At 27.8% G+C, this 1,779-nt stretch carries 3 protein-coding genes; all 3 read left to right on the forward strand.

Annotation, left to right across the window (positions count from 1 at the left end; genetic code table 11):
• Nucleotides 1–224 precede the first annotated feature (224 nt).
• The 3 genes from relB to L8D11_RS05195 are packed head-to-tail and all read left to right on the forward strand — an operon-like array spanning nt 225 to nt 1,577.
• Complete coding sequence (relB, locus tag L8D11_RS05185) at nt 225–443, forward strand: type II toxin-antitoxin system RelB family antitoxin (protein WP_236870605.1); 219 nt, start codon at nt 225–227, stop codon at nt 441–443.
• Nucleotides 427–696, forward strand: a complete 270-nt coding sequence (locus tag L8D11_RS05190) for a type II toxin-antitoxin system RelE family toxin (RefSeq protein ID WP_236870606.1) — start codon at nt 427–429, stop codon at nt 694–696. Before relB ends, L8D11_RS05190 begins: the two co-directional genes overlap by 17 nt.
• Nucleotides 693–1,577: a recombinase family protein gene (locus tag L8D11_RS05195; RefSeq protein WP_236870607.1), complete on the forward strand. Its 885-nt coding sequence runs from the start codon at nt 693–695 to the stop codon at nt 1,575–1,577. Before L8D11_RS05190 ends, L8D11_RS05195 begins: the two co-directional genes overlap by 4 nt.
• Nucleotides 1,578–1,779: the final 202 nt, after the last annotated feature.

Raw genomic sequence — 1,779 nt, forward strand, 5'->3', positions numbered from 1 at the left:
AATTAAAGAAATTATCAATATTTATGAGTATACAAAAAACCCTAATGGAAATGATAAAAATAATCATGAAGAAAAGGGCTCTGAGGAGTAGGTGAAATTTCATACAATAAACTATTGTTTTTTGTATAGGCTTCAGTTATAATAAATCTTACATTTATAACAAACAATATTGAATACGTTGTATTCATAAGTTATATTTATTAAATAATTTATTGTAAATTTATATGGCTACAATTACTGCAAGGATTCCAGAAGAGTTAAATAATATTCTTAATATTGTTTCTTCTGAAACAGATCGTAACAAAGGATATATTATAAAAAAGGCTTTAGAAAATTATTTAGAAGAGAAAGCTGATATTTTAATTGCTTTAGCTAGAATAGAAAAAGGAGAGTCTACTATATCTTTGGATGAGATTGAAAAAAAATATGATTTGGCGGATTAATTTTACTACTGGAGCTGATAAAGACTTTAGTAAGCTAGAGAAACAAGAGCAGAAAAGGATTATAGGCTATTTACGACAAAAAGTACAACAAGACCCTAGGGCTCATGGAACTGCATTAAAATCTAATGATTTAGTTAAAATATGGAGATGCAGGGTTGGCAAATATAGGATTTTATCACAGATTAAAGATAATGACCTTGTAGTACTAGTCATAAGAATTGGAAAAAGAGATTATGTTTATAAAATAACATGAAGAAAGTAGCATTTTATTTAAGGGTTTCAACAAATGAGCAAACCACTGATAACCAAAGATTAGAGTTAGATAAAGTTGCTAAGAAATCTGGCTGGCATATTTATAAATATTATATAGATACTGGGATAAGTGGTACTAAATCAGATAGACCTGAGTTTTTAAAGCTACAAAAAGCTATATTGCAAAATAAAATAGATATAGTAGCTGCATGGTCTGTATGTAGATTAGGTAGATCATTACAGGATTTGGTTAGTTTTCTTAAACTCCTTGATGATAAAGGTGTAGATTTATATCTTCATCAACAAGGCATAGATACAAGAACCTCATCTGGAAAAGCAATGTTTCAGATGATAGGTGTATTTAGTGAATTTGAGCGTTCTATAATTAGTGAAAGAGTTAAAGCTGGATTAGAAAGAGCTAAAAATAGTGGCACTAAACTAGGTAGACCAATTATATTTGAAGAGAAGGTGCAAGATGTATTAAGTTTAAGGGCTGGCGGGATGGCTATATTAAAGATAGCAAAAAAGTTAAATATAGGAGCTGGCACTGTTCAAAAGATTTTAAAAACATATGATATATCCAAAGATATAGAGAAATCTATTGAGCTTGATTTATGGCTAATGGTTGAAAATAATAGTAAGTTTGTTAGAGGAAAAACAAGAGTTAGACAAGAAATAGAAGATTATTTAAATAGCTATTATGATTTAGAAAAACCTTGTAAAGATTCTTGGGATTATAAATTGACTATAAAATATACTACTGAAGAAAATTTGGATAGTGAAATAGAAGAAATAATTTATGAAATGGCAAATATTGCTGACATGAGAAATTGCTTTATTGAACATATTATTACTTCTGAGAAGTTAGATAAAAGTTGGTAGTATTATATAATCATTATACGATAATTGACTTTTAAGTGTATATCTAATATATAGTTATTATACAATTGTTAATTAATACAAAAGGCCGTTGCATAAATGCAAAGCAAGGAAGATATGCAATAAATGGATTTAAAAAATTAGATTCATATAAAGAAGAACGATAAGTTTGGTATAAAAGCTGATAGAATAATAGGAATTCAAG

Source organism: Candidatus Bandiella numerosa, from assembly GCF_021811875.1.
In the GTDB taxonomy this organism is placed as follows: domain Bacteria; phylum Pseudomonadota; class Alphaproteobacteria; order Rickettsiales; family Midichloriaceae; genus Aquirickettsia; species Aquirickettsia numerosa_A.

Excerpts from the sequence above, each read along its gene's own strand:
- relB (WP_236870605.1), top strand. The coding sequence starts at position 225 with ATGGCTACAATTACTGCAAGGATTCCAGAAGAGTTAAATAATATTCTT.
- L8D11_RS05190 (WP_236870606.1), top strand. The coding sequence starts at position 427 with ATGATTTGGCGGATTAATTTTACTACTGGAGCTGATAAAGACTTTAGT.
- L8D11_RS05195 (WP_236870607.1), top strand. The coding sequence starts at position 693 with ATGAAGAAAGTAGCATTTTATTTAAGGGTTTCAACAAATGAGCAAACC.